Raw genomic sequence first — 21339 nt, forward strand, 5'->3', positions numbered from 1 at the left:
GCCGTCGTTGGCGCGCATCCTCGGCCCGTACGTGTTGAAGATCCGCACGATCGCCGTGTCAACACCCAGATTCGCCCGGTACGCCGCCGTCAGCGCTTCAGCGAATCGCTTCGCCTCGTCGTAGCAACTGCGCGGGCCGACCGGGTTCACGTTGCCCCAGTAGCTCTCGACTTGGGGATGCACCAGTGGATCGCCGTAGACCTCGGAGGTGGAGACCAGTACGAAGCGCGCATTCTTGCGCCGCGCGAGTTCGAGGGCGTTGAGCGTGCCGTGCGCTCCCGCCTTCAGCGTCTCGATGGGAAAGCGGGCGTAGTCACGCGGTGACGCGGGCGAGGCCAGGTGCAGGACCGTGTCGAGCGGCCCCGAGACATCGAAGGGATCGCAGACGTCGGACACCTCCAGGGTGAAGCCCGGATCGTCGCGACGCGCCGCGAGGTTGTCGGCCGAGCCGGTGAGCAGATTGTCGACGGCGACCACCGCGAAGCCCTCGTCCCGAAGGCGATCGCACAGATGGGAGCCGACGAAGCCGGCCCCGCCGGTCACCACGACCCGGCCCCCGCCGGGCTGAAGACTGCTCACGTCACGACTCCCGCAGCGAGCGACCGGTCTTGGTCAGGAACACGTCGTCGAGCGTCGGGCGGTGCAGTTCGATGGTGGACAGCTCGATCCCGGCGCCCTCGAGCGTCCGCATCACTTGCGGGATCGCCGTCTGCCCGGCCTCGACGGTCAGCCGCAGCTCGTCGTCGTCGCGGGCCTCGACCGAGCGCAGGTATGGCTGGCCGGTCAGCAGCTCCGCCGCCTTCTGCGCCGTGCCGGTCAGCCCGACAGTCACCACGTCGCCGGAGATCGCCCGCTTGAGCGCGTCGGGCGTGTCCTCGGCGACGACCTCGCCGTGGTCGATGATCGCGATCCGGTCGCACAGGGCGTCGGCCTCGTCGAGATAGTGCGTGGTGAGGAATACGGTCATGCCCTCGTCGCGCAGCTTGCGCACGAGGTCCCACATGTGCGCGCGGCTCTGCGGATCGAGCCCTGAGGTGGGCTCGTCGAGGAACAGCACCTTGGGCTGGTGGATGACGCCGAGCGCGATGTCCACGCGGCGGCGCTGGCCGCCCGAGTAGGTCTTGCAGTTGCGGTCGCCATATTCGGTCAGGTTGAAGGCTTCCAGCGCGGCGGCGGCCCGCTCCTGCGCCGCGGCCTTGCCGATACCGTGCATCCGCGCCTGCAGGACGAGTTCCTGACGCGCCGTCACGTCGTCCCAGGTGCCGCCGCCTTGCGCGACGTAGCCGATGCTGCGGCGCACCCGCGCCGGTTCGGTGCGCAGGTCCGCGCCGGCCACCCGGGCCTCGCCGTCGTCGGGCGACAGCAAGGTGGCGAACATTCTCAGCGTGGTGGTCTTTCCCGCGCCGTTCGGGCCGAGGAAGCCGAAGATCTCGCCCTCGGCGACCTTGAGGTCCACCCCGGCCACCGCCTCGACCACGGCGGTCTTGCGCCGGCGCCGGGTTTGGAACGACTTGCGCAGGCCCTTGGCCTCGATCACGGGGATCCTCCTTCGCTCAGCGCGTTCGACAGCAGGGGAGCCACTGACCCGGTCACCGCACGGACCGAGTGAACAGGCGGGCCGACCAGGCCAGGGTGAGCACGGCGATGCCCGCCATGATCACGATGCTCTGCCAGACCACGGCGTCGGCGGCGTGTCCGGCGAACAGCGCGCGCATCCCGGAAACCGCCCAGCTGAACGGGTTCCAGTCGGCGACGCGGCGCAGCCACAGCGGGGCCAGTGCGAGCGGCAGCAGCGTGCCGGACAGCAGCATCAGCGGCTGCGCGAGGTTGTTGATCACCTGGCCCAGGACTCCGGCGTTGCTGATCTTGAGCGCGATGCCGTAGGAGATCGCCGAGCTGGTCAGCGAGATCAGCGCGAGCAGCGCGTAGGCGAGCAGCAGGTCGCCGACGTGCACGAACAGCCCGAGCGGGAGCGAGAGCAGGATGATGATGGCCGCTTGGATCGCGAGCGTCACCACGTCTCGCAGCGCCCGGCCGAGCAGCAGCGCGATCCGGCTGATCGGCGTGACTCTGGCGCGTTCGATGACGCCCGAGCTGAGTTCGGCCAGCAGTCCGAAGCCGACGTACAGGCCGCCGCCGAGGGCCAGCGCGACCAGCATGCCCGGGATGTAGATGCGGTAGGCGGCGGCCATCGATCCGTTGTCGAGCGAGGAGAGGGCCGGCTTGAGTAAGGGCGCGAACAGCGCCATGTACACCACCGGCTGCGCCACGCCCAGGAAGACCCAGAGCGGCGAGCGGACCATCAACAACAGATGCCGCTGGAAGACGATCCAGACGTCACGCGACACCTTCATCGGTCACCTCGCTGTATTCGGGTGGAACGCTTGTCAGCAGGACTGTTCACAGCAGCACCGGCGCCGGTGCGGATCGCGGTGCGCCGCGGGCGGCCAGGGCCAGGGATTCGAGCAGACCGGCCGCTGCCGCAGCGCCTCCGGCCGCACGGAACGAGTCGCGCACGCGTCGCGCCGCCGCGCGATAGGAGGGGTCGTCGAGCACTGCGACAAGTGCCTCGCGCAGCGCCTCGGGCGTGGATCTGGCGAATCGCACGCGCACGCCTGCGCCGGCCGCGGCGACCTGCGCGGCGTTGATCGGCTGGTCCCCCTTGATGGGCGCGATGACGAGGGGCAGCGCGTGCGCCAAGGCCTCGCACACGGTGTTCAGGCCGCCGTGGCTGACCACAGCGTCGAGGCGCGGCATCAGGTCGAGCATCGGCACCTGACGGACCACCAGCACATGCTCGGGCGGATCAGGGATCGCGTATTGCGGCGCGACGACGACTGCCTGAAGCCGGTCCCCGAGCGGTTCGAGTGCTTGCGTGATGCGCCGGTAGAAGCTCTCGGCCAGGTCCATCGAGAGCGTCCCCATCGTGACGAGCACGTGCTTGCGGTCGGGGTCGAGCCATTGCCAGGGGAACGCGTCGTCCGAGACGCGCTGCCCGAGTGCCGGGCCGACGAAGGCGGCATCGCGCAGCCAGGGCAGCTCATCGGCTGTCCGTGCGCCGACCAGCGCGGTGCCGGTGAACGCGATCAGCAGGTGCGGCGAGAAGCGAAGGTCGTGCGGTGGCAGACCGGGCAGACCCGCTTCCGTCCACAGGCCGTCGAGCAGGCCGAGGATCCAGGACTCCACTGTAGGCAGCGCCCGGTAGGGGCGGGCCAGCTCCATCGTGGTCGGCGCGAGGCTCGCCCATGCCAGGCTTCTGCGATGCGCGATCAGCGCTCCGGCGACAGCGTGCTGATCCACCGCCAGGACGTCCGGCCGGAAGGCGTCGGCTGCCTGGTCGATGCCGCGCAGCGTGGTGCGGGCGTGCGGGACGATGTATCCGGCCCATCGCGATTTGACGGCGGCCATACCCAGTTCGCCCTGGCCGCCGCGGTGGGCGCGCAGCGGGATCGGGTGCACGCGTGCGTCCGGTCCGATCAGCGGACGCAGGAAGCGTTCCGAACCCGCCCATGTCACCTCATGGCCGCGCGCTTCAAGCTGGGCGGCGACCGCGGCGATCGCGTGCGCGTGGCCCATCAGCGGCAGCGTGACGAACAGGAACCTGCTCACCGACGGCCTCCGGTGGTGCGGGAGGCGACATAAACGGCCACGTCGGCGATGGTGAGCGCGATGATCTGGTCCAGCTCCAGCGTCGCCACGTGCCCGACCAGGTCCACCTGCTCGCCGTATCGGCGGGCCAGTGCGTCGCCGAGTTCCGCGAGTTCGACGCTCTCCAACAGCAGATCCGCGTCCAGGCGGGTGTGCGGGCCGAGTGCGGCCAGCCACTGCTGGCCCTCTCCGGTGACTTCCTGCAGGAGCGCGGCGATCTGCGTGATCAGCGGATCCTGCGCGCTCAGGTCGATCGCCGCGCGCGGATCGGACACGGTCGCTGCCTGCGACTCGCCGAGTGTCACAGGCGCGCCGCCTCCGCCCGCTCGGGCTCCGGCTCGGGCTTCACGGCGCGCACCGCGCCGTACGTCATGGCACCTGTCTCAAAGCCCTTCAACATCAGCGGGCCGGCGTAGAAGAACCCGAGCACGTCCACGCCGCGGTCCCGGGCCAGCTCGCGCATCGCGCGCGGACCGTCGACCTTCGGGACGAGCGCGAACGCCGGATCCCAGGAGTTGGCGACCGCGGCCGTCCAGTCCACCGCGCCGACCTGCTCGTAGCCGGCCGCGCGAGCCAGCCGCTCGTGTTCGGGCAGCGAGGAGAAGCTCGGCATCACCTGGTGCCGCAGGATCTGCTTGACCAGGGCGTCTTCGTCCGCGGTCAGCTCGCCGTCGCGTACGGCCCAGGTCGCCACCGCCAGTACGCCGCCGGGCCGCAGCAGCCGCAGTGTCTCGGCGAAGAACGCCGCCCGGTCCGGGATGTGCATCAGGCTCTCGAGCGCCCAGATCGCGTCGAAGGAAGCGTCCGGATATCCGGTGCGCAGCGCGTCCGCCTGGTGGAACCGTGCCCGGTCGGCGAGGCCCGCGTCGCGCGCCTTCTGCCGGGCGCGCTCGGCCTGGGCGGCGCTGAGTGTGACGCCGTCGACGGTGCATCCCAAGCTGCCGGCCAGATACAGCGCGGAGCCGCCGATCCCGCAGCCGACGTCGAGGACGTGCGAGCGCTCCTGGATGCCGGCGAACGCGACGAGCTCGCGCACCAGGCGATCGGTGGCGGTGCGGCGGTCCGCGCCCTCGGTGCCGGGTGACTCGCCGGGGTCCCAATATCCGTGGTGAACGTGTTCTCCCCAAAGATCCTCATATAGATCAAGGGTCGTGTCGTAATACCGCTCCACCGCCGCGTTGAGCCCGGACTGCGCGGCGGCGGGCGCGGCGCTGATGTCGACATCCACGACGGCCAGTCTCCCTGGGATGAATGCATTCGAAATCACTATTGCTCGGGCGCAGGAAAAGAGACCCAGCTGTCCCGAGAAATAAGCATGCCAAAAAGGAACCGCATATTTCGTAAGCGATCGAATCAGGCGCTTGATGCGGCCGCGGTGACGGCTAAGTCGCGGCGGCCGTGAAACTTACATTCGACCCGGAAAGCCGGGGCAGATCTGGTATATACCAATCTCAGCGAGCGTAAGTGCCGGATCTCCAGAGCTTGTGATCTGAGAAGATTTCGGCGTTTCAGCAGCTCAGATAAGTTAGTGGCTTACCTTTGACTGCCTGCGTGCTGACCTCGCGTCAACGCGATGACGAACACTAAATCAGTGCTGTCGGTCAGCGACGAGGTTGCCACGAGTGCCTTCCGCCGTCAATTCCCCAATCCGTTCAGAGAAGCAGCGGCTGTCCGGCAGGTCGTGACCTGCGCAAAGAAAATCGATCAGTCGCAGGGTCTTGCGGCGCCCCAATTCCTGTGGTGAGAATGGCGCCGAACGGGGGGTTGGCCACCGCTGAACCCCCGTCACCTCGCCGATCCGACGAAGGACCGGCTTTCGGCCCGCCGGCCGCTCAGGACGGCGGGTACCCGCGACGGCACGCGCCGGGCCCGGTGGTACGCCGGGCCTTTTGCGCTCTCCAACCCGCGCGCCGCGGAACGCACCCGGTGTCAGGCAGTTCAAGCAAGCTCACGCAACTCAGCCGTACGGCTCAGACCGCGCCCGGTCTCCAGTTCGTCATGCGCCGGCGCGCGAAGGGGGAAGGTGTTTCGTGATCGAGGACGCAGAACCGCCGCTGGATCCGGGATGGGTCGACGAGGTGCTCCTGGCCGGTCGCGCGGCCGATCACTGCCTGGTCCTCGGCGCCCCGACCGACCGCGCATCGTTGCGCGCGCTGGTGGCCGGCGAACAGGCCCGGCTCACCGAGGCCGGCCTGCGCCGCGGCGGCGTGATCGCGCTGTGTCTTCCGCCGTCCCTAGCGTTCATCAGCACCCTGTTCGCGGCGTGGCGGATCGGCGCGCAGGCGATTCTGCTCGATCACCGGCTCACCGCCTACGAGACCGAGCGGGCGCTCGCGCGGCTCACTCCCCAAGTCGTGGTGCGGGCGAAGCAGGCGCCTGACGGAGCATTGCGCGGCTTCGCACAGGTCACGGCCGAGGTGTCCACCTACCCGGGCCTGCCAGCCGCCGGCCCGCACGCGCTCGTCCAGCTCAGCTCCGGATCCACCGGCCCCTCCAAGGTGATCGGCCGCACCGCCGCCGACTTAGTCGCCGAGATCGACCGCTACCGGCAAATCGACGGGGTGCCGCGCGAAGGCGAACGCATCGTGTCGCTGGCCTCGATGGTCCACGTGCTGGGGCTGGTCGGGGGGCTGCTCTACGGGCTGGCGGCCGGTGTGCAGCTCGCGGTCCCGGAGCGCATGACGCCGCTCGGCATCCTGGACACGGTGGCCGCCGGCCTCGAGCCCACGACGCTGCTGGGCGTGCCCTTCCACATCGAATTGCTCGCTTCCGTGGCCGATCCTCCGCCGCTGCCGCAGCTCACCGGCATGACGACCGGCGGCGAGCTGGTCCGGTCCGGAGTGTACGAGTCCTTCGTCAATCGGTACGGGGTCCGGCTGGGCAACATGTATGGCATGACGGAGGCCGGGGTGATCGCGACCGACCTGTTCGCGGCCGATCGTCCCGCGCTGCGCCCGGCACCTGGCCTGACGGTGCGCGAGCAGGGCGGCGAGCTGCATCTCGCGATGCCCCGCTCTCCGTACCTCGGCGACACGGATCCGGCTCGCTGGTCTGAGGGCTGGCTGCACACTCGCGACGCTGGTTCGGTCGATCCGCGCACCGGGCTCATGCGTGTGCTCGGCCGTCGTGATTCGCAGGTCTCGGTCGGCGGTCTCAAGGTCGATCTGACCGAGGTGGAGCACACGCTCGCCGATCTGCCCGAGGTCGAGGGCGCGGTGGTCGTGTTCGACAAGGCGGTCGAGGCGTACGTCGTGCTGCGCAATCCGGATGCGCAGACCCGAGTTCGGGAGCTGCTCGCCCAGCGTCTCGCCGCGTATAAGAGACCGCGCGTCCTGCACGTTGTCGAGCGTCTGCCGCGCACCGCGACCGGGAAGCTCGTGCGGGACCAGACGGTGTTGCAACAGACCGCGCCGCAGCAGGAGCAGCCGCCACAGACGCAGTCGCAGGAGGCAGCGACGCGCGGCGCGCCGCAAGCCGGCGCCGCCGAACTGAACCTCGCCCGCTGAGCCGCGCGCGGGCCGACCACCACCGCAAACGCTGTCCGAGCAAACCCGCCGATCCGCGTCCACCACCCGGTTCAACCCCGGCGGCGGCTTCCCTATCGCCTCCGACTTCCACGCCTGCCACCGCTTTGCCGCCGCTCCCCCACCGTTTCGAAAGGACGTCTCCGCGAGATGAGCGATGACGAGATCCGCGAGTTCATCATCCAGTCGCTGAGCGCGATGAATTACGACGTCACCGACGTCGGCGCCGACACCCTGCTCGGTCCCGCCGGCGCCGATCTGGAATCGCTTGCTCTGGCCGAGCTCTCGGTACGGGTCGAGGACCAGTACGGCGTCAGGTTCGACGACGACGAGGCGGAGAAGCTGGTCGCGATGACCATCGGCGAGTTCGCCCGCGCCGTGGCCGAGCGCCTCGAGTCCGCATCGGCGGCGGGACGCTGACCGTGTCCGGCTTCCCTGAGCGCGCCGAACTCCTGACGATGCTCGCGGCCTTCGGCGGCCGCAGACCGGAGCAGGTGCCGGAGAACCTCGATTCGATGGAGCTGGCCTGGCTCATTCATCAGGTCGAGGAGCGCTACGGGCGGCGGATCGACCTGGACGACGCGGCTTTGGCCCGCATGACGAGCGTCACCAGCGCGCAGCAGGTGCTGCGCGACCACGTCTTTGAGGCGGCCGATGACTGACGCGGTCCACCTTGCCCGACACCCGGTCGCGTTGCGCGGCCCCGAGCCCGTTGTGATCAGTGCCGCGGCCGTGGCCAGCGCTTTCGGACGCGGTGTCGAGCCACTGCTGTCCGCGGTCCTCGACGGTGCGCCCGGGTTCCGGGCGGTGCGCCGCTTCGATGTCGCGCAACGGCGGGTCGGCGTGGCCGCCACATTGCCGGGATCGCCCTCGCTGGGCGACGAGTTGGACCGGGTCATCGGCGAAGCCTGCGACGAGGCTGTGCTCTCCCCCGCTCTACGCGCGCAATCTCCGCTCTACCTCGCGGTTCACGGCGATCCGGACCTGCCAAGGGTGAGTGGAGCCGAGGCAGGCAGGCATGGCGCGGACGCGTTCGCGCGATCGGTCGCGAAACGCAGTGGGCTGTCAGACGAGACAGCGCGCGCGTACACCTCGGCCTGCGTCGCCGCGAGCACGGCGGTGGCCGATGCCGCGGCGGCCGTCGCCAGGGGGCGGGTGAGCAGGGTGGTTGTCGCGGCCGGTTACTTGGTCGATCCGGATCAATTCGCACTCTTCGACGCCGGTCGCGCGCTGGCCCCCGACGGCAGAGTGCGGCCGTTCAGCGCGCGGCGCGGCGGGCTGCTGTTGGGCGACGGCATGGGCGCAGTGGTGATCGAGTCGGCTTCGGCTGCCGCGCGCCGGGGTGTCAAGCCGCTGGCTCGGCTGGCCGGGTGGGGACGCACCGGGGACGCGTATCACGTGTGTCGTCCGCGACCTGACGGCGCCGGTCTCGCGCGAGCGATCACGGCTGCCGCGCAGCGGGCATCGATCCGCGCCGAGGCGATCGGCTACGTCAACGCGCACGGCTCGGGCACCGCACACAGCGACGCGGCCGAAGCCGCCGCGCTGCACTCGGCGCTGGGCGAGTCGGCCGAGACAGTACCGGTCAGCTCCACCAAATCAGTGCACGGTCAGGCACTTGAAGCCGGTGCGCTGGTGGAGCTGATCGTGACGCTGCACACGCTGCGCGCCGGGCAGCTCCCGGTCAACGCCGGCTATCTCGGGCCGGACGAGGAATGCCGTCTGAATCTGGTGCTGGCACCCGGTCAGACTCGCTCGATCGACTATGCGCTGAGCATCAACAGCGCGTTCGGCGGAGCGAACACCGCCCTGCTGGTAGGTGCGCCGTGATACCCCTGGTCAGCCCGAACACGATCGGTGACGCGCCGTCAGTGCGCGTCATAGCAACTCCCCCAGCGGTGACGAGCTTGGCGGGCCGCGCCGAAGCGGCCGGTTTCGCGGTGGTGGCGGCGTCGACCTGGCCGCAATCCCCGGCAGATATCGCGCCGCCAGCGGTGGCCGGGTTCGTGACCTCTTCCTTCAGTCCGCTCGCCATAGAGGTCGCCCGGCGCTGCCTCGAGCAGCGGGCGAATTCGATGGCAGGCACAGCCGAGACCGAAGCGTCGTCCACGGCGGTAATCATCGCCAGCTCGCTCGGCGACATCGCCGGGGCGCGGCACGTGGCGCAGACCGTCGATGCCGGGACGCGGGTCGGCCCGCTGCTGTTTTTCCAGTGCGTGCCGAACGCGGTAGCTGGTCATATCGCGGCGCGGTGGGGGCTCGTCGGGCCTGTTATTTGCCTCGGTGATGAGCGATCCGCGCTCGACGCCGCTGGGCTGCTGATCGAAGACGTAGATGCCGGCGCGGTGTTGCTGATTCGGGTCGAGCAGGCGGCGACCGCGGACGAGCCCGACCGCGCCGAGGCGGTCCTGCTGACCGCGAGCGCTCCGGCGCACGAGAGGAGTCGGGCATGAGCGACCGCAGTGAAAGCAACCGCGGCGTGGTGATCACCGGCATCGGCCTGGTGACGCCGGTCGGTGAGAGCGCCGACGCGATCATGTCGGCGATGTGCGAAGGACGGTCGGGACTCAGCCGTCCGCCGCGGGATCACCCGCTCGCCGAGTCGCTGGAGGTCGCTGGCTTCGCGCCGCCTATCGATCCGACGAGCGTGCTGCCTCCGCCTGAGACCCGAGTGGTGGACCGGTACGTCGTAATGGCGCTCAAGGCCGCCGCCGATGCGTTGGCCGACGCCGACCTCGTCGTGGGCCGCGATGTGGACCCCTTCCGGATCGCGGTGATCGTGTCGGGCACCGGGGGCCTGGCCACATTGGCAGAGCAGGTAGTCATCCGAACGCAGCGCGGACGACTGGGCGTCAGTCCATATCTGTTGCCTGGGATGTTGCCGAACATGGGCGCGGCCCGCATCGCCATCAAGTACGGCATCCGCGGCTACAGCTCCTCGATCGGCACCGCCTGCGCGGCCGGCGCCCAGTCGATCGGGGAGGCGACGCGGCTGCTGCGCGCGGGAGAGGCCGACGTGGTCGTGTGCGGTTGCAGCGAGGCTCCGCTGTTCCCGACGCTGGCTGACACCTTCGCCAACGCGCGCGCGCTGGCCCGCGGCTGGGGACACGACCCGGCCGCCGCGAGCCGCCCGTTCGACCGGCGGCGGGCCGGCCTCGTGCTCGGCGAGGGCGCCGGCATCCTTGTGCTCGAACGGGTCGAGCACGCGAACGCACGCGGCGCGGCGGGCTACGCGGACGTGTCCGGCTGGGGCGCCACCAACGACGCGCACCATCCCACGATGCCCGACCCGGAGGGAGGCGGCGCCGCCGAATGCATCCGCCGTGCGCTGGCCGACGCACGGATCACGCCCGGCGACGTCGGCTACCTCAACGCCCACGGAACGAGCACGAAGCTCGGCGACGTGGCCGAGGCGCGGGCCATCCGCGCCGCGTTCGGCGCGCAGCTTCCGCCGGTCAGCTCGACGAAGGCGGTGACCGGGCACATGCTCGGCGCCTCCGGCGTCGCGGAGGCCGCGGTCACGGTGCTCGCGCTGCGGCGCGGACTGCTTCCGCCGACGCAGAACCTCGACGATCCGGACCCGGACTGCGAACTCGACCACATCCGCAAGGCGCCGCGGCAGGCGCAGCCGGCCTACGCCTTGTCGAATTCGTTCGGCTTCGGCGGCCACAACATCAGCCTCGTCTTCGGCCAACCGAGTACCCGGCTCGTCCGCGAGGTCTGACGCGAGCAAACCGTGCATCCGAGACCTGAGAACCGAGACCCGAGAACCGAGACCAGATTCGTGACAACGACCGTTCCGTGCCGCGACACCGCGCGGCCGCCGGCGAAAGGAAGGTGAGCGAAGTGGATGTGCTCGCAGTCGACCACGTCGAATTCTTCACGGGCGACGCCCGGCAGGCGGCTTTCGTGCTGTGCCGCGCGTTCGGCTTCCGCATCCTCGGCCAGGGCGGGCCGGACACCGGCGCGCCGGGGCGGCGCAGCCTGCTGGTCGGGCACGGCGGCAGCAGAGTGCTGATGACCTCCGGGCTGGCCGCGCATCACCCGGCCGCCGACTATGTGGCCCGGCACGGCGACGGCGTCGCGGTGATCGCGTTCCGGGTGGAGGACGCCGCGGCCGCTTATGCCGAGTCCGTCGCGGCCGGAGCGATACCGCTGCAGCAGCCGCTCGTGCGCGAGCGCGACGGCGAGCGGGTTGTCACGGCGGTTGTCTCAGGGTTCGGCGACGTCGCGCACCGCTTCGTGGAGCGCAGCGGTCCCGGCGCCGAGTTCCTGCCCGGTCTCGTCGAGATGGCCGAGTCGCCGGCCGCGGACAGCACGCAGCTGCTGACCGCGATCGACCACGCCGCCTTCTGCGTGCCCGCCGGCGAGTTGGAGCCGACGGTGCGCCACTACCGCAAGACCTTCGGGTTCGAGCCGATCTTCGAGGAGTACGTGGCGGTCGGCGACCAGGGCATGTTCTCGCAGGTGGTACAGAGCGCGTCCGGCGCGGTGACCTTCACGTTGATCGAGCCGGACACCAGCCGCCGCCGCGGCCAGATCGACGACTTCCTGGCCTGGCACGGTGGACCGGGCGTGCAGCATGTGGCCTTGAGCACCGGCGACATCGCCGGGGCGGTGGACGCCTTCAGCGCGCGCGGAGCCGGATTCGCGCCCACCCCGGCCGCTTACTACGAGGAACTCGGCGCGCGGCTCGGCCCGATCGACATCCCGGTAGAGCGGCTCAGTTCGCGCGGCATCCTGGCCGACCGCGATCACTGGGGCCTGATGTACCAGATCTTCGCCCGGTCGATGCACGTGCGCAACACCTTCTTCTGGGAGCTGATCGAGCGGCACGGCGCGCGCACGTTCGGCACCAGCAACATTCCCGCCCTGTACGCGGCGAAGGAGCGGGAGCTGTGCGCCGTGCGCGACGCCGCGTTAGCCGACACTGCGTCTACCAACGCTGCGTCGATCAACACCGTGCGGAGGCCCGCGTGACCGTCTCATCCCCGCCCCTCTCGTCACCGCCGATCCCGCCGCTCACCGAGGCGCAGCGGGCCCTGCTCCCCACCGATGACGAGGTGGCCCATTACGAAGAGCACGGCTGGTACTTGACCAAGAAGCTGCTCACCGACGAGGAGGTCGACGAGCTGGTTGAGGCGAGCGAGCGGTACTACGCCGGCGAGCGAAGCAGGAGCCTGCCGCTGCGGCCGCCGCGCCTGGCCTATTGGGAGCCCGGCCACGGCGCGGTGCAGCGGCACAACGACTACGTCCACGTCGAGAGCGACCCGATCGCGCGGATCCTGCGCAAGCCGCTGATCGGCGCGGTCGCGGCGCGGCTGGCCGGGGCCGAGGCAATCCGCGTGTTCCAGTCCACGCTCATCTACAAGCCGCCGGTGCCCGACGAGCCGAGCAACATCGTGCCCTGGCACTTCGACAAGCACTACTGGGCCACCAGCACCTCCGAGCGGATGCTGACCGCGTTCATCCCGTTGCACGACTGCGGCCCGCGCATGGGCACGATCACCATGATCGACGGCAGCCACCGGTGGAAGGAGGTGGGCCGCGAGGACTCCATGACCAAGCACTTCGCGGACCGCGACAAGTCAGACCTCGAACGGGTCCTCGCGGAGAACGCCGCTTTCAACAACGCCGAGGTCCGCAAGGTGCAGATGGAGATCCCCAAGGGGCACCTGAGCTTCCATCACTGCCGCACTTATCACGGCAGCGGACCGAACCGCAGCGACCGGCCACGGCGCGCCGTCTCGCTGCACCTTCAGGACTCGGCCAATGAATACCGCCGGTTCGAGCTGAGCGACGGCAGCACCGTGGCGTACAACCACGACACGCTGGTGCGCCGGCTCGCGGACGGCCGGCCCGACTACGCCGATCCCGAGTACTGCCCGGTGATCTGGAGCGATGGTGCCGAAGCCCTCTAGCGCCGATCTGAACCGGGCCGATCTGTACCGGACCGTGCGGTTGATCCGCCGGTTCGAAGAGCGGGCGATCGAGCTGGTTCGATCCGGCGTGATCGTCGGCGGCATTCACCCTTATATCGGCCAGGAGGCGATCGCGGCCGGAGTGTGCGCCGCGCTGCGCCGCGATGACTTCATCACCAGCACCCATCGCGGCCACGGGCACGTGCTGGCTAAGGGCGCTGATCCAGCGCGGATGCTGGCGGAACTGGCCGGCCGAGTCACCGGGCTCAATCGCGGGCGCGGCGGATCGATGCACGCGGCCGATTTCGCCGTGGGCATTCTCGGCGCCGACGCGATCGTGGGCGCCGCGGCTCCGATCGCGGCGGGCGCCGCCTGGGCGTCCCGGCAGGCCGGAGCGGATCGGGTCACCGCCGCGTTCTTCGGCGATGGCGCGGTCAACCAGGGTGTCCTGCTGGAGACGTTCAACCTGGCGGCGCTGTGGCGGGTGCCGGTCGTGTTCGTCTGCGAGAACAACGGGTTCGCCACCTCGACGCGGACCGGCGACGCGGTGGCGGGCACGATCGTCGGGCGCGGCGAGGCATTCGGCATCCCAGCGCGCACGGTAGACGGCATGGACCCGGAGTCGGTCTACGAAGCCACGGCCGAGGCGGTGGCCCGCTCCCGCGCGGGTGACGGGCCGTCACTTCTTGAGTGTGTGACCTATCGGTTCGACGCGCATCACACCTTCGAGTACGCCGCTCGACCCCGGTATCGCAGTGCCGAGGAGGTGGAGACCGCGCGGGCGCGCGACCCGCTGGACATCCAGGGCTCGCGATTGTCCGGGGCCGCGCGGGCGCGGATCGATGCCGAGATCGAGGAGCTGCTCGCGGAGGCGGTGCTGTTCGCGACCGGCAGCCCACATCCGGACCCTGATTCAGCGCTGGACTACCTTTACGCCGACGGCACCCGGACCAGGAGCGGGGTGGGCTGATGGCTAACCAGTCGTATCTCAAGGCCCTCAATCGGGCACTCGGCGACGAGATGGCGCGCGATCCCGCGGTCTGTGTCTTCGGCGAGGATGTCAGGTCCGCGGCCACAAACGTGACGGCAGGCCTGCTGGGACGGTTCGGGCCGCAGCGGGTACTCGACACGCCGATCTGCGAGCAGGCGTTCACCGGCTTCGCGACCGGCGCAGCGCTGGCCGGGCTGCGTCCGCTGATCGAGTATCAGATTCCCGCGCTGCTCTTCCTTGCCTTTGAGCAGATCGCGGACCAGGCGCACAAGGTGTCGTTGATGACCGGCGGTCAGGCGCGGGTGCCGGTGACGTATCTGGTGACCGGCTCCGGTTCGCGGGAGGGCTGGGCCGGGCAGCACTCCGATCATCCCTACAGCCTGTTCGCGCACATCGGCGTGAAGACCGTGGTCCCGGCCACGGTCCGGGACGCGTATGGCCTGCTGGTCTCGGCGATCCGGGATGACGATCCGGTCGTGCTCTTCGCGCCGTCTGGTGCGATGCGCCGGCGCGAGGATGTGGACTTCGCCGAAGTGGCGCCGGTTCCGCTCGGGGTCGGCCGGGTGCAGCGGCCCGGTACGCAGGTCACCGTCGTCGCCATCGGGCATCTGGTACACGACGCGCTCGCGGTGGCCGACGAGCTGGCCGAGGAGGTCTCGGTCGAGGTCTTCGACCCCAGGACGGTGCATCCCTTCGACTGGTCCGGGCTGGCGGCCAGCCTCGAGCGCACCGGGCGGCTCGTCGTGTTCGACGATGCGAACCGGTCCTGCGGGATCGGCGGGGAAGTCGTGGCCACGGCGGCCGAGGGGATGCGGCTGATCGCGCCGCCGAGGCGGGTGACCCGGCCGGACGGTGCGGTCCTGCCGTTCGCCCTGCAACTCGATCGGGCCCTGCAGCCGAGCCGGGAGCAGTTGCGCGCGGCGATTCTCGCGAGCGTCGGATCGACGCAGCTGGCAGGCGCGGCGCATGGCTGAGGAGACAGCACGCTCGCGCGCGGTCCCGATTGCGAACCAGAGGGAGAAAACGTCATGAGCATCGCCGGCATCCGGGCGGCGCTGGCCGCGGATCCCGAACTCGGCGCGGGCAACGTTTTGCCGAAGCTGATCGAGCACGGCGCCCCACTCGACGGCCCCGGCCTCGCGTTCGATCGCGCGGTGGACGGCCTACCGGCTTGGCACGGACTCACCCTCGGGCAGTTGCACGAGCGAGTCGCGGCCCGCGCCGCGTGGCTGCGCCGCCAGGGCGTCGGTCCGCGCGACCCGGTCGCCGTGCACGTGTCGAGCTCGGCCGACTGCTTCCTGAACACCCTGGCCTTGAACTGGCTCGGCGCCATTGCGGCCCTGATGAATCCGGATCTGCCCGCCGACGTCGCGGCCGAGTACATCAGGCGGCTGCGAGCCACGGCCCTGCTCACGGACGGCGAACACCGGCAGCGGCTGGCTGGCCAGGATCTGGGCGTCGGCCTGCTGATCGACGCCGCCGAGACAGGCACCGGCGATCCGGCCGCCGCTCCCCCGCCCTACCGCTTGCACTATGACGATCCGATCGCCATCACCCATTCATCCGGCACGACGCGGATGCCTGCAGCGGTCGTGCACTCGCATGGCAGCTTGTTCGCCGCGACCCGGATCATTCGGCTCGGCTCACCGCGCGCGCAGGGTACCGAGCGGATTCTCAGCGCTCTGCCGTCCGCGCACGCGGCCGGGATCATGACCGTCAATCACGCTTTATGCAATCGCAGCGAGCTGCTTTACCTCTCCCAGCAGCGCGACGGCGCCGCGATCTTGGACGCGATCGCGCGCTGGCGGCCCAGCGGGGTCTTCGGCTTCGCGGTCACCTGGGCCGAACTGGCCCGATACGACCTGACCGAGTACGACCTCGAGTCGGTGTCGCTGTGGTTCAACACCGGGGACTGCGTACACGAACCGCACGTGCGGCACCTGGTCGCGGCCGGTTCGCGCAACACGGTCACCCGAGAGGGCGTCAGGCGAGTTCCGGGATCCAGCTTCGTGGACGGGCTGGGCTCGACCGAAATGGGTCACTCGGCCTTCCACATCACGCACCGTTCCGACACCGAGCGGTACGGCCGGTGTGTCGGATTGCCGCATGTGTTCGCCGACATCGCGCTGCTCGACCTGGCGACCGGTCAGCAGGTGCCGGTCGGCGAGGTCGGCCACTTCGGCCTGAAGGCGCCGACGCTGGCGCCTGGCTACTGGAACGACTCGGTGAACACGTATCGCAACCGGCTCAACGGCTACTACCTGACCGGCGACCTGATGTACCGCGACGCGGAGGGCTACTACTACCACGTCGATCGCGCGGTCGATTCGGTGGACCTCGGCGGCGGCGAGTGGCTGTACACGGCCATGTCCGAGGAGCGCATCCTCAAGGCCTGTCCGGATGTGCGCGACTGCACGATCGTCGCCGCGCCCTCCGACGACGGCGTGTTCACCGACGTCCTGCTGAGCCTGCATACGTGGGCTGATTCGAGCGTGGATCGCACCGAAGCGATCCGGGCCGCGTTGTCCAGCGCCGCGGCGGCCACGCTGCGCAAGGTCATCGTGGTCGATGACGGGCAGCTGATCCTCGGTCCCACCGGCAAGGTGCGCAAATTCCTGATGCGGCAGCGGCACCTGGCCGAAACGGTCGCGTGAATGTCGAGCAAAGCTGAGCGGCCTAAAGCTGAGCGATACCGGGGCACGCGGTGACCGCGCTGCTGGACGTCGCGGTCCACCTGCCCGAACAGCGGGTCGCGGTCGAGGAGGTCGCGTCGCGGTACGGGCTCACGCCGATGCAGGTGAAGGTGTTCCGCCGGTATCACAAGCTCGGCGAGGTGCGCCGGGATCCGGGCGGCGGCCTGATCGACCTGCTGCGTGCGGCAATCGCCGGGCTCGAGGGATTGCGCGGCCGCGAGAAGCAGGTCCGGTACGTCGTGCACGCGCGCACGTTCCCTTCGGTCGTGCCCTACCCGCTGCATCCGGTGCACGATCTGTGCCGCGAGTTCGGGTTGGCGCAGGCCAGTGCGTTCTCCGTCGGGCATCACGCTTGCGCCTCGGGGCTGCTCGCGCTGGACGTCGTCGGCCGCCTGCTGGCCGCGGATCCGGATCCCGACGCTCTCGCGCTGGTCGTCGCCGGGGAAAAGACGTTCACGGCGGAGGCCGAGATCCTGCGGGACACCACGTTCTTCAGCGAGGGCGCATCGGCCTGCCTGGTCGGACACGATGGTCCACGTGACCGGATGCTGGCTTATGCCGTGGACCAGCGCGGCGAGTACGACGACGACGCGGAGGAGGTCGCGCTGGCGTTCCAGCGCGACTACGCGCAGCTGCTCTCGGACACGATCCGGGCCGCGCTGGACCGTGCAGCGCTACCTCTCGCCGCGGTCAGCGCGCTGCTTCCGCACAATGTGAACGCGCCGATCTGGCGGCAGGTCTGCCGGATCCTCGACTTCCCGCTGGAGCGGGTCGTGCTCGACAACCTGGCCGGCTACGGCCACGTGTTCTGCGCAGACGCTTTCATCAACTACCGCACCGCGGTGCAGCGGGAGCTGCTGCGGCCCGGCGATCACTACGTGATGGCGGCAGGCGCCGGTCGTGGCGCTGCCTTCGCGGCGATGGTTTTCGAGCACTGACGGACGAGTCCGAGTCCACGGACCGAATGAGGGAGCGAACATGACCGAGCTGGACACCGCCGCGGATCCAGGGCTGCGCGATCGGGTGGTCGAGGAGATATGTGCGCTGCTGCCGCGCGTTCTCAAGCGTGAAGTCGCCGGGGCCACCGCCGACACCACGCTCATGGAGGCGCTCGGCCTGAGTTCGACCGCGGCGCTTGAGCTCGTGCTCGAACTCGAGGAGCGGTTGGAGCGGGAGATCAGCGTCGAGGACATGGGCCGGGAGGACTTCGCCACGATCGGCACGCTGGCTAGCTACATCGCCGCGAATCTGCTGCCCGAGGAGGATTGATGGTTTTCGCGGCGCTCCCGCCGCGACGCTACGACGCAGAGCTCGATGATCCGGATCCGGCGGACGACGAACGGGCACGGCATTGGGGCGTGCGCTCGGCCGCGCGGATCGCCTTCCCGGAGCCCGCGGACAGCGTTCACGACGCCGAGTACGCCGCGCGGCTCGACCGCTACGTCCGGGACATGCTGCGCGAGCACGCGCTCGATTCACTGCCGGACGATCGCGTTCGCGCGGGCTGGTCTTATAGCGAGATCGCCACCGAGCTGATCGAGCGCAGTGTGCCGGCGCAGGAGACGGTCGATCTGCTCGTACTCGCGTACGCGACTCCTGATATCAATCCGGGCCGCAACATGGCGGCGCTGCTCAGCGAGCGTTGCCCGGGCGCGCCGCTCGCGTTCGGGCTGACCGATCAGGGCGCTGCGTCTGCGTTCACCGGCCTTCGCCTGATCCGGGAGTACGCGCGGACCGCCGGGCTGCGCCGTGCCCTGCTGCTCGTGGTCGAGCAGGCCGCACTCCCCTACCAGGCGCGCAGGGTGACCTCGGCCGCGATGCCGAAGGGGCACACCGGCGTCGCACTGCTTCTCGGGGACGCCTCGCACGTCCCGCAATCCGCTGCGCCTGCGCACCTCGGACGGATCGTCACGCTGGTCGGGGCCCGCGAGGATGCGATCGAGCAGGAAATCAGCACGCTGTGTCCCGATCCCCCCAATACAACAGTGATTTTGGGATCCGCGCTAGCCGGCATCGCGAATCGGTTGTCGGCAGCGGGCCTGGGCCGGGTGCGCTTGGCGCCGCCGGGGCGTCCGCTTACCGGCCTGTGGTGGGAATTCGCAGATGAGCTAGACGCACAAAGCGGTTCACGGCGAAGCATCGTGCTGTGTGACTACGACCCCTTACAAGGCTGCGTCTGTGTGGCCGCTCTCGGCTGCGACAGCTCGACGGGCCACTCCCACGTCCTCGGGACGACGCTGAAGGGCTCGGCGCCGGTCAACGCGATCGCGGCGCGATAACCAGGCGGAGCCTCGAGATCATCGACGCGGACAGGTCCAAGCCCGGTGGCCCGAGGGTGCGCCGTCAGCGGCGCTGGGCCCTGCATCGACACGGCGAGACCGGTCGTCAGTCGGGAGCCGACCGCCTTGACGAAGGCCTCTTTGCGGGTCCAGAGCCGCGCGAACAGCTCGGACTGCGCCATCGCGTCCTCGGCTTCGAGCACGAGCCGTGCCTCGTCCGCCGGGAAATACCGCCGGGCCAGAGCCACCGGCGTGGTTCCTGTCGCGAGACGTTGGATGTCAACGCCCACAGATCGCGAGGCCGACACGGCGACCATGCAAAGATCACCCGAGTGCGAGAGATTGACCTCGACGCTGCGCGCATATCCGCTCAAGTGCGGCTTGCCGTGTGGCCCGATCCGCCAGGTGACCTGCGCCGCAGCGATACCGATCCGCTCGCCGACGATGCAGTGCACGGCTGCGTGTGCGATGACGTACTCGCGCCGATCCTGCGGCGAGAGGCAGGCTTCGGCGCGCCTATGCTCCTGCGGCCCGAGCAGCGCAAGCAGGCTGTCCACGGCCGGGTATGCCGTGCGGCAGTCAATCAGCCACACTTCCACCGGGTCCGCGCCGTCGCTCACGAAACGGAAGTATCCCAATTCTGATGACCAGCGACCACGCCGCGACCCAGAACCGAGTGACCCGGAGCCAGCGCGACGCGGGCTTCGCGGAAGCCGCCGATCCGTACTGCCTGCGTCTCGGCGAGGCGCGGACGTTGCTCGCCGGGCATCCCTGGCGCCGCTTCGCAGTACTCGGAGACAGTATCGCGGAGGGCGTCACGGAGCCGGTGCCCGGCTACCGCCCGCTGCCACTGGCGGACCGGGTCGCCGAAGAGCTGAACCGCAGCGGTCCGGGCACCGCGTACTTGAACCTCGGCCGCCGGGGTCTGCGCACGCACGAGGTCCGCGCGACACAGCTGGACCCCGCGCTCGCGTTCGAGCCGGACCTGGCGCTCGTCGTGTGCGGCGCGAACGACGCGCTGCGCCCCGGCTATGAGACGCGCGCTGACGCGGTTGACCATGACCTAGCGGCGATGATCGAGGCCTTACAGACGCACGGCGCGCGCGTGATCACCGTGTCCATATTCGTGCGAAGCGCCTATCCAAGCCTGCCCGCCTGGCTTACGCCGCCGCCGACCGAACGCATGGCCACGCTCGCCCGCCGCACGAACGCGATCGCCGCGCGGCTCGGCACGACGCATGTCGACCTCGCCGACCATCCCACGGCCCGGGACCCGCGCACCATCAGCACCGACGGACTGCACGGCAACGGCCGTAGCCAGGCGATCGCCGCGGCTGAGATCATTCGCGCGCTCGCCGCCTGACGGCCCGTCAATCGGCCGGACCGTCGACGGCGCGGCGGGAACACTGCGGCTATTGTCGATCGCGTGACCGCCGATGCCTCGATGACCACGCCGGACGAACCCACGCTGACGGCTGCGTCCGAAGACACGCTTGGAGCGTCCCGCCCGATTCAGGCTTTGCTGGCAAGACGAGTTATCGGCCTTCGCCTCGGGCCACGTCAGGAGCCTGGCTGGCATGCGGGCTTCGGCACACTGCTCGCGCTGGCGGTTCTCGTCGGCGTGGTGGTCGGGGTCGCCACGGATCTGCTCCAGGCTCACCTGAACGCGCCGTGGCTCGGCTTGGTGAACGCGGCGAGTCCGTGGCTCGCCCCGGCGTTCGCGGTCGGGGTCGCGGCGCGGCGCTACTGGCACGCGGCCGTGGCAGGGTTGGTGACCTGTGTGGTGCAGTTGCTCGCCTACGACATGACGGCGCATCTGCGCGGGGTCGCGGTGAGCAGTGGAATCACCGCGTTCTGGGCGCTGTGCGGTGTGATCGGCGGGCCGACGTTCGGCGTGGCCGGCAGATTGTGGCGCGCGGCGCGGGGACCGCTGCGCGGGCTGGGGCTCGCGCTGCTCGCGAGCGCGTTCCTCGGCGAGGCGGCCATCGCGTACGCGCTGTTCCTGCACTACTACTCGAGCGCGGCGTTGTTCGCCGCGATCGGCCTCGCTCTTATCGCGACACTCGGTGCGCGCGGCCGCCAGCACGTGCGGACCGGCGCGTGGCTGCTCGTGACGCTTCCGGCGGCCGTGGTCGGCGAACTCTTGCTGCACCTGGTCTACAGCCAGACGTTCTGATCGCTGGCCGCGCCGAGCGCAGCGACCACACCGTCAGCCGTGTCAAGCGGCCGAGGGCGTGTGGCCGACCCCTTGTCCGATCGGCCACACGCCCGTCCACGCGAGTG

At 69.9% G+C, this 21339-nt stretch carries 22 protein-coding genes; 15 read left to right on the plus strand and 7 right to left on the minus strand.

What is annotated here, in order from left to right; all coding sequences use genetic code 11:
• The 6 genes from VN779_RS24755 to VN779_RS24780 all read right to left on the minus strand — a co-directional run.
• A partial coding sequence (locus tag VN779_RS24755) for an NAD-dependent epimerase/dehydratase family protein (RefSeq protein ID WP_325727465.1) occupies positions 1 to 579 on the minus strand: 579 nt, incomplete at its 3' end.
• A gap of 1 nt (position 580) precedes the next feature.
• On the minus strand, positions 581 to 1537 hold the full coding sequence (locus VN779_RS24760) for an ATP-binding cassette domain-containing protein (protein ID WP_325727467.1): 957 nt from the start codon (positions 1535 to 1537) through the stop codon (positions 581 to 583).
• 52 nt (positions 1538 to 1589) lie between these two features.
• Positions 1590 to 2354, minus strand: coding sequence for an ABC transporter permease (locus VN779_RS24765; RefSeq protein WP_325727470.1), 765 nt, complete (start codon positions 2352 to 2354; stop codon positions 1590 to 1592).
• A gap of 46 nt (positions 2355 to 2400) precedes the next feature.
• Positions 2401 to 3609, minus strand: a complete 1209-nt coding sequence (locus tag VN779_RS24770) for a glycosyltransferase (RefSeq protein ID WP_325727472.1) — start codon at positions 3607 to 3609, stop codon at positions 2401 to 2403.
• Positions 3606 to 3953 (minus strand): hypothetical protein, encoded by a 348-nt coding sequence (locus tag VN779_RS24775; RefSeq protein WP_325727474.1) that lies wholly within the window; start codon positions 3951 to 3953, stop codon positions 3606 to 3608. Before VN779_RS24775 ends, VN779_RS24770 begins: the two co-directional genes overlap by 4 nt.
• Positions 3950 to 4876: a methyltransferase domain-containing protein gene (locus VN779_RS24780; RefSeq protein WP_325727475.1), complete on the minus strand. Its 927-nt coding sequence runs from the start codon at positions 4874 to 4876 to the stop codon at positions 3950 to 3952. Before VN779_RS24780 ends, VN779_RS24775 begins: the two co-directional genes overlap by 4 nt.
• 802 nt (positions 4877 to 5678) lie before the next feature.
• Here VN779_RS24780 and VN779_RS24785 point away from each other — a divergent pair.
• From VN779_RS24785 to VN779_RS24845, 13 genes are all read left to right on the plus strand, one after another.
• Entirely contained in the window at positions 5679 to 7154 is a 1476-nt protein-coding gene (locus VN779_RS24785; protein ID WP_325727477.1) for a class I adenylate-forming enzyme family protein, read from the plus strand.
• Positions 7155 to 7322: 168 nt separating this feature from the next.
• Positions 7323 to 7592, plus strand: a complete 270-nt coding sequence (locus tag VN779_RS24790) for an acyl carrier protein (protein WP_325727479.1) — start codon at positions 7323 to 7325, stop codon at positions 7590 to 7592.
• A 2-nt stretch (positions 7593 to 7594) separates the two neighbouring features.
• Positions 7595 to 7834 (plus strand): hypothetical protein, encoded by a 240-nt coding sequence (locus tag VN779_RS24795; protein ID WP_325727481.1) that lies wholly within the window; start codon positions 7595 to 7597, stop codon positions 7832 to 7834.
• Complete coding sequence (locus VN779_RS24800) at positions 7827 to 9002, plus strand: beta-ketoacyl synthase N-terminal-like domain-containing protein (RefSeq protein WP_325727483.1); 1176 nt, start codon at positions 7827 to 7829, stop codon at positions 9000 to 9002. The genes VN779_RS24795 and VN779_RS24800 overlap by 8 nt, the downstream gene beginning before the upstream one ends.
• 68 nt (positions 9003 to 9070) lie before the next feature.
• Complete coding sequence (locus tag VN779_RS24805) at positions 9071 to 9625, plus strand: beta-ketoacyl synthase N-terminal-like domain-containing protein (protein ID WP_325727485.1); 555 nt, start codon at positions 9071 to 9073, stop codon at positions 9623 to 9625.
• On the plus strand, positions 9622 to 10896 hold the full coding sequence (locus VN779_RS24810; protein WP_325727487.1) for a beta-ketoacyl-[acyl-carrier-protein] synthase family protein: 1275 nt from the start codon (positions 9622 to 9624) through the stop codon (positions 10894 to 10896). Before VN779_RS24805 ends, VN779_RS24810 begins: the two co-directional genes overlap by 4 nt.
• A 122-nt stretch (positions 10897 to 11018) precedes the next feature.
• Positions 11019 to 12152 carry a 4-hydroxyphenylpyruvate dioxygenase gene (gene hppD / locus VN779_RS24815; protein WP_325727489.1) on the plus strand — a complete coding sequence of 378 codons (1134 nt, stop codon included), beginning with the start codon at positions 11019 to 11021 and terminating at the stop codon, positions 12150 to 12152.
• Positions 12153 to 12184: 32 nt separating this feature from the next.
• On the plus strand, positions 12185 to 13093 hold the full coding sequence (locus tag VN779_RS24820; RefSeq protein WP_414639750.1) for a phytanoyl-CoA dioxygenase family protein: 909 nt from the start codon (positions 12185 to 12187) through the stop codon (positions 13091 to 13093).
• A gap of 7 nt (positions 13094 to 13100) precedes the next feature.
• Entirely contained in the window at positions 13101 to 14063 is a 963-nt protein-coding gene (locus VN779_RS24825; RefSeq protein ID WP_349260931.1) for a thiamine pyrophosphate-dependent dehydrogenase E1 component subunit alpha, read from the plus strand.
• A complete protein-coding gene (locus tag VN779_RS24830; RefSeq protein WP_325727495.1) occupies positions 14063 to 15058 on the plus strand; it encodes an alpha-ketoacid dehydrogenase subunit beta in 996 nt (331 codons plus the stop codon). Before VN779_RS24825 ends, VN779_RS24830 begins: the two co-directional genes overlap by 1 nt.
• A gap of 54 nt (positions 15059 to 15112) precedes the next feature.
• The gene (locus tag VN779_RS24835; RefSeq protein ID WP_325727497.1) at positions 15113 to 16738 is read left to right on the plus strand and encodes a class I adenylate-forming enzyme family protein; all 1626 of its coding nucleotides are present in this window, start codon (positions 15113 to 15115) and stop codon (positions 16736 to 16738) included.
• Positions 16739 to 16788: 50 nt separating this feature from the next.
• A complete protein-coding gene (locus VN779_RS24840) occupies positions 16789 to 17715 on the plus strand; it encodes a 3-oxoacyl-[acyl-carrier-protein] synthase III C-terminal domain-containing protein (protein WP_325727499.1) in 927 nt (308 codons plus the stop codon).
• 40 nt (positions 17716 to 17755) lie between these two features.
• Entirely contained in the window at positions 17756 to 18046 is a 291-nt protein-coding gene (locus VN779_RS24845; protein ID WP_325727501.1) for a phosphopantetheine-binding protein, read from the plus strand.
• An 883-nt stretch (positions 18047 to 18929) separates the two neighbouring features.
• Here VN779_RS24845 and VN779_RS24850 read toward each other — a convergent pair.
• Entirely contained in the window at positions 18930 to 19676 is a 747-nt protein-coding gene (locus tag VN779_RS24850; protein WP_325727503.1) for a 4'-phosphopantetheinyl transferase family protein, read from the minus strand.
• Positions 19677 to 19699: 23 nt separating this feature from the next.
• Here VN779_RS24850 and VN779_RS24855 point away from each other — a divergent pair, with 23 nt between their 5' ends.
• On the plus strand, positions 19700 to 20419 hold the full coding sequence (locus tag VN779_RS24855) for an SGNH/GDSL hydrolase family protein (RefSeq protein WP_325727505.1): 720 nt from the start codon (positions 19700 to 19702) through the stop codon (positions 20417 to 20419).
• A 63-nt stretch (positions 20420 to 20482) separates the two neighbouring features.
• A complete protein-coding gene (locus VN779_RS24860; RefSeq protein WP_325727507.1) occupies positions 20483 to 21232 on the plus strand; it encodes a DUF6518 family protein in 750 nt (249 codons plus the stop codon).
• Positions 21233 to 21339: the final 107 nt, after the last annotated feature.

The organism is Actinocrinis sp. (genome assembly GCF_035605935.1).
Lineage (GTDB): Bacteria > Actinomycetota > Actinomycetes > Streptomycetales > Catenulisporaceae > Actinocrinis.

Excerpts from the sequence above, each read along its gene's own strand:
- VN779_RS24765 (WP_325727470.1), bottom strand. The coding sequence starts at position 2,354 with ATGAAGGTGTCGCGTGACGTCTGGATCGTCTTCCAGCGGCATCTGTTG.
- VN779_RS24790 (WP_325727479.1), top strand. The coding sequence starts at position 7,323 with ATGAGCGATGACGAGATCCGCGAGTTCATCATCCAGTCGCTGAGCGCG.
- VN779_RS24800 (WP_325727483.1), top strand. The coding sequence starts at position 7,827 with ATGACTGACGCGGTCCACCTTGCCCGACACCCGGTCGCGTTGCGCGGC.
- VN779_RS24810 (WP_325727487.1), top strand. The coding sequence starts at position 9,622 with ATGAGCGACCGCAGTGAAAGCAACCGCGGCGTGGTGATCACCGGCATC.
- VN779_RS24830 (WP_325727495.1), top strand. The coding sequence starts at position 14,063 with ATGGCTAACCAGTCGTATCTCAAGGCCCTCAATCGGGCACTCGGCGAC.
- VN779_RS24835 (WP_325727497.1), top strand. The coding sequence starts at position 15,113 with ATGAGCATCGCCGGCATCCGGGCGGCGCTGGCCGCGGATCCCGAACTC.
- VN779_RS24845 (WP_325727501.1), top strand. The coding sequence starts at position 17,756 with ATGACCGAGCTGGACACCGCCGCGGATCCAGGGCTGCGCGATCGGGTG.
- VN779_RS24855 (WP_325727505.1), top strand. The coding sequence starts at position 19,700 with ATGACCAGCGACCACGCCGCGACCCAGAACCGAGTGACCCGGAGCCAG.